Genomic DNA, 4,244 nt, shown 5'->3' with positions numbered 1-4,244 from the left:
TGGCACCGACCGAAACCCACCGACCACGACACCCACTGGCGCAACTGGCGACGCCGCCACCAAGCCCGAGCACGCTGGTTCCACCAACGCACCCGACTCAACCGAGACTATGCCCTGGCCAACTAGCAAATGGCGGCTGCCGTACTAGCCAGTGACCACGCACGACACCGCCATCTCGTCATGTCCCATGCACCGCGCTAGCTCCGACAACATGGTCGACCTCGTCGGCCCGACGTTGTACTCGGGTGACGACACCTACGCGGTGTGGCAGCGGATGCGCGACCACGAAGGGCTCCTCTGGCACCAGGTGGACGAGAAACGGGGCTTCTGGTCCGCGGCGAGGTATGCCGACGTCGATCTCGTGTTGAGCGACTATTCGCTGTTCACCTCCGAGCGCGGCACGTTGCTGAACCTGCTCGGCACGGATGACCCGGCGGGCGGTACACAACTCGCCGTCACGGATCCTCCTCGGCACACGGAGATGCAGGGCCGGCTGAAGAAGGCGCTCGCCATCAAGGCCATCGAGAGGCAACGCGACATGATCCGCGACAAGATCGTCGGGTTGCTCGAACCGCTCGGTGACGGCGGTGTCTTCGACTTCGGGCAAGCGATGCTGCAGCTACCGATCGCGGTCATCGGCATGATGATGGACCTGCCGGAGGACGACTGGGCGTGGCTGACCCGGATGAACATCGCGTGTGTCGCCTACGACGACCCAGACTTCCAGGACCCCCACGACCCGTCGATGACGCTGACCCTGGCGCACCAGGAACTGCTGGGGTACTTCCAGGAGCTCGTCCGCCACCGCAGGAACAACCTCGGCGACGACCTGATCAGCGTGCTGATCACGACGCCGTTCGAGGGCAGGAACATGTCCCTCGGTGAGATTCTGTCGAACTGCTACAGCGTGCTGCTCGGCGCGCTGGTCACCACGCCACACTCCCCCAACTACATGATGGCGCAGCACACCGACACCGGTGTGCTGGAGGAATGGGCGGCGCACCCGCAGGTCGGTCCGACCGCGGTCGAGGAGGCGCTCAGGCTGGCGTCGCCGGTGCACCACTTCCTTCGGTATGCCACGAAGGACGTCGAGGTGGCGGGCACCCGGATCGCTGCCGGGGACGCTGTGGTTGCCTGGCTCGGTGCCGCCAACCGGGACGACCGTGCCTTCCCCGACGCGTCGCGTTTCGACCTACGGCGCAAGCCGAACCGGCACCTCGCGTTCGGCGCAGGGCCGCACTACTGCATCGGCCACAGCGTCGCCAGGGTCACCTTGCGAGTGCTGTTCGAAGAGTTGTTCAATCGCTACGCGAACTTCAGTCTCGCCGGCACGCCGAAGCGGTTGATCTCCAACTTCGCCTGCGGCTACAAGCACGTCCCCATCACTGCATCCGTGCGTGCGAGGTCCGGCGCGTGACAGGCGTGGGCTTCAACAGCGCCTGGACGCGTTCGTACGCCGGGCGGGCCGACGCCGCCGTGCGGCTGTTCTGTTTCCCGCACGCCGGCGCCTCCGCGTCGATCTTCCGCACCTGGCACACCGGGCTGCCCGAGGGGATCGAGCCGGTCGCCATCCAGCTTCCCGGCCGCGACGACCGGTTCGACGAGCCGCCGTACGAGCACATGACACCACTGGTTGCCGACCTCGCCGACGTGCTTTCGCCGCTGATGGACAAGCCGTACGCCTGCTACGGGTTCAGCATGGGCGCCAGGGTCGCGTTGGCGCTGGTGCACGAACTTCGCGACCGAGGGCTCCTCGCGCCGAGGCGATTGTTTGTGGCTAGCAGCGCGGCGCCCGTGCTGCGCCAGCCGGTCCGCGGCTGGGACGAACCGGAGGAGGGACTGGTCGCCTACCTGCGTGAACTTGGCGGCACACCACCGGGGCTGTTCGACAATCCGAGTCTGCTGGAGCTGTTCCTGCCGTCTCTACGGGCCGACCTACGCGTGGTCGGCACATGCCCGATCGCGGAGACGGTGCCGCTCGACGTGCCGATCCGGGCGTTCGCCGGGGAGACCGACGTCGAAGCCCCTCCGGCACGGATGCGCGACTGGGCGCGAGAGACCAACACGGAGTTCGAGTTGACCATCCTGGCGGGCAGTCACTTCTTCCCGGAGGCGGAAACCGTGCGGATGATGGAGATCATCAGCGCTGACCTGCTGACCTGACCGGGCGTTGACGCGCGGCGCCAACGCCCGGTCCATGCCACTTACTGGGCCGCGTCCAGCCTCGCGCGCTGGTCGCCGGTCAGCTCGAGGTCCACGGCGGCGAGGCTCTCGTCGAGCTGAGCGATCGAGGAAGCTCCGACGAGCGGGATGATCGGCAGGTCGCCGCCCATCAGCCAGGCGAGCACGACCTGGTTCGCGGTGGCGCCCGTCTCCTCGGCGACCGCACGCACCGCGGCCAGCCGGTTCTCGGTGCCGGCGTGGTCGAAGGCCGGGCCGAGAGGCCGATCGTCGCGGACGTATGCACCGGACAGCAGTGGGGTGTAGGCCACAAGCGTGAGACCCGGATTGGCGCGCAGGTAGCTGAGCACCTCGCCAGTGGCCAACCCTTGGTTGCCGTCGACAGACCGGCGCCCGGGCATGTCGGTGCGGGCACGCAGGTAGCTGTGGTGGTACTGGAGAACCTCGTAGCCGGGCAGCCCGGCGCTCGCGGCGGCCGCCCGCGCCTGCTCGACGCGCCAGGTCCAGTGGTTGCTGACGCCGAGCAGCCCGACCACGTCCTCCGCGACGAGGTCCGCGAAGCCCTGCACCGTTTCTTCGACCAGGGCGTTCGGGTCCTCGACGTGCGCGTAGAGCAGGTCGATCTTGTCCACCCCGAGCAGTTCTCTGCTCCGTTCTGCGGATTTGCGGATCACGGAGGCGGAAAGCCCCTCGATGTTTTCCTGCTTGGCGGTCGCCGCGAAATCCAACCCGGCCGCGACCGGCCGCCCGCCGAGCTTCGTCGCGATCACGACCTCGGACTGCACGCCGCGGCTGCGCCTCCACCGGCCGAGCAGCGCCTCACTTTCCCCACCCTGAGTCGAGTTGATCCAGAAGGAGTAGTTGTTCGAGGTGTCGACGAATGTGCCGCCGGCCTCGACGTACCGATCCAGAATCGCGAACGAAGTGTCCTCGTCGGTCTCCGTGCCGAATCGCATGGCGCCGAGGGCCAGGACGCTCACCTCTCGCTGTGCCGCCGTCTGGCCGATCGTCCGATATCGCATCCAGTAGCCTCCCCGTTACCAGATTGATGGTCGTGGTCACCATACCGGAAAGCCCTGCTCCTGATCTCGCACGCTTGACCTCGGTTGGTCAGACAATGAGCCCTCTTCAACCTGATCTGGCAGGTCAGGCTGGTAGGGGGCCGCAGATCGGCGAGGACGGTACTCCAAACAAGACAGCGAGCCGACGAAACTCGATACACCGTGGCAGACCGAAACGACCAGGGAAACCGGGCTGCTCGGCCAGCAGGTCACGGGCGACTATGCTGAAGGAGTTGCACGGCATCGGCCCCTCCGGTGCAGCCCGCCTCCTGGCCGGTGTCGCCAACATCAGCCGATTCGCCGACCGCGACCGGTTCGCCTCCTGGAACGGCACCGCACCCCTAGTACGGCAGCCGCCATTAGCAGTCTGACCTGCTGGGATGTGGTGGGGGCGGCGTCCGACATGGACGCAGCCGCCCGTTGATCATGTGTTTGTGAAGACAACAAGATCGAAGGCGGCTGCTGCTGCCAGCATAGAGGCTGCCCGGGCGGCCCGGACCGCGGGTGAGTTGCTGGGACGGCTGCGGTCGTGTTTCGCACGGACGCAGACCTGGCAGCACGCGGGCCGGTACGTATCGGCGCTGGTCAGCGATATCCCGAAGCGGAACGGGTGGACGATCGCGCAACAGGCCGGGGACCGCACGCGGATCGGGGACTGTACAAATAACGGCTGATCGACCGATCAAGGGAGAGACGCCAGATGACGACCGAGACGACCGTGGGACAGCCGGCCGCCGAGCCGGTGGGTGCGGTGACGGATGAGCAGTTGATCGCGATGCTGGCCGATCGGGCTCGTGGGCCTCGATCCGTCAGAGGGTATTGATCCCTTGGTACGGCTTTCGGCTTGACCGTTTTGTCCCTTATGGTGTGAGGTGTGTGCGTCGTCTGTCACGACGGTGTGCCGGGTCTCCGATTCCCGGGGTGCGGCCCTTTCCGGCTCGCTGGGACGGTTGTTGCTGGTCAGGTGGGTGTGGGTAGGGCGTTCAGGCGTTGCCAGCAGAG

General features: G+C 66.8%; 4 protein-coding genes. 3 read left to right on the top strand and 1 reads right to left on the bottom strand.

Going from position 1 to position 4,244, the window contains the following annotated elements; genetic code table 11:
- Window positions 1-211 precede the first annotated feature (211 nt).
- The gene (locus F8271_RS30115) at window positions 212-1,417 is read left to right on the top strand and encodes a cytochrome P450 (RefSeq protein WP_225854864.1); all 1,206 of its coding nucleotides are present in this window, start codon (window positions 212-214) and stop codon (window positions 1,415-1,417) included.
- The gene (locus F8271_RS32695) at window positions 1,414-2,163 is read left to right on the top strand and encodes a thioesterase II family protein (protein ID WP_192580524.1); all 750 of its coding nucleotides are present in this window, start codon (window positions 1,414-1,416) and stop codon (window positions 2,161-2,163) included. Before F8271_RS30115 ends, F8271_RS32695 begins: the two co-directional genes overlap by 4 nt.
- 41 nt (window positions 2,164-2,204) lie before the next feature.
- On the opposite strand, the gene F8271_RS30105 is transcribed toward F8271_RS32695, so the two are convergent.
- Complete coding sequence (locus F8271_RS30105) at window positions 2,205-3,203, bottom strand: aldo/keto reductase (RefSeq protein ID WP_151493186.1); 999 nt, start codon at window positions 3,201-3,203, stop codon at window positions 2,205-2,207.
- A 26-nt stretch (window positions 3,204-3,229) separates the two neighbouring features.
- On the opposite strand from F8271_RS30105, the gene F8271_RS34330 reads away from it, so the two are divergent.
- Window positions 3,230-3,613: a transposase gene (locus F8271_RS34330; RefSeq protein ID WP_357951879.1), complete on the top strand. Its 384-nt coding sequence runs from the start codon at window positions 3,230-3,232 to the stop codon at window positions 3,611-3,613.
- Window positions 3,614-4,244: the final 631 nt, after the last annotated feature.

Origin of the sequence: Micromonospora sp. ALFpr18c (genome assembly GCF_008868155.1) — a bacterium.
Classification (GTDB): domain Bacteria; phylum Actinomycetota; class Actinomycetes; order Mycobacteriales; family Micromonosporaceae; genus Micromonospora.
The sequence above is the reverse complement of the archived record's forward strand: the minus strand, read 5'-3'. Positions and strand labels throughout refer to the sequence as shown.

Bases quoted from the DNA above. Each gene is read 5' to 3' on its own strand.
- F8271_RS30115 (WP_225854864.1), top strand. From the start codon at position 212: ATGGTCGACCTCGTCGGCCCGACGTTGTACTCGGGTGACGACACCTAC.
- F8271_RS30105 (WP_151493186.1), bottom strand. From the start codon at position 3,203: ATGCGATATCGGACGATCGGCCAGACGGCGGCACAGCGAGAGGTGAGC.
- F8271_RS34330 (WP_357951879.1), top strand. From the start codon at position 3,230: ATGGTCGTGGTCACCATACCGGAAAGCCCTGCTCCTGATCTCGCACGC.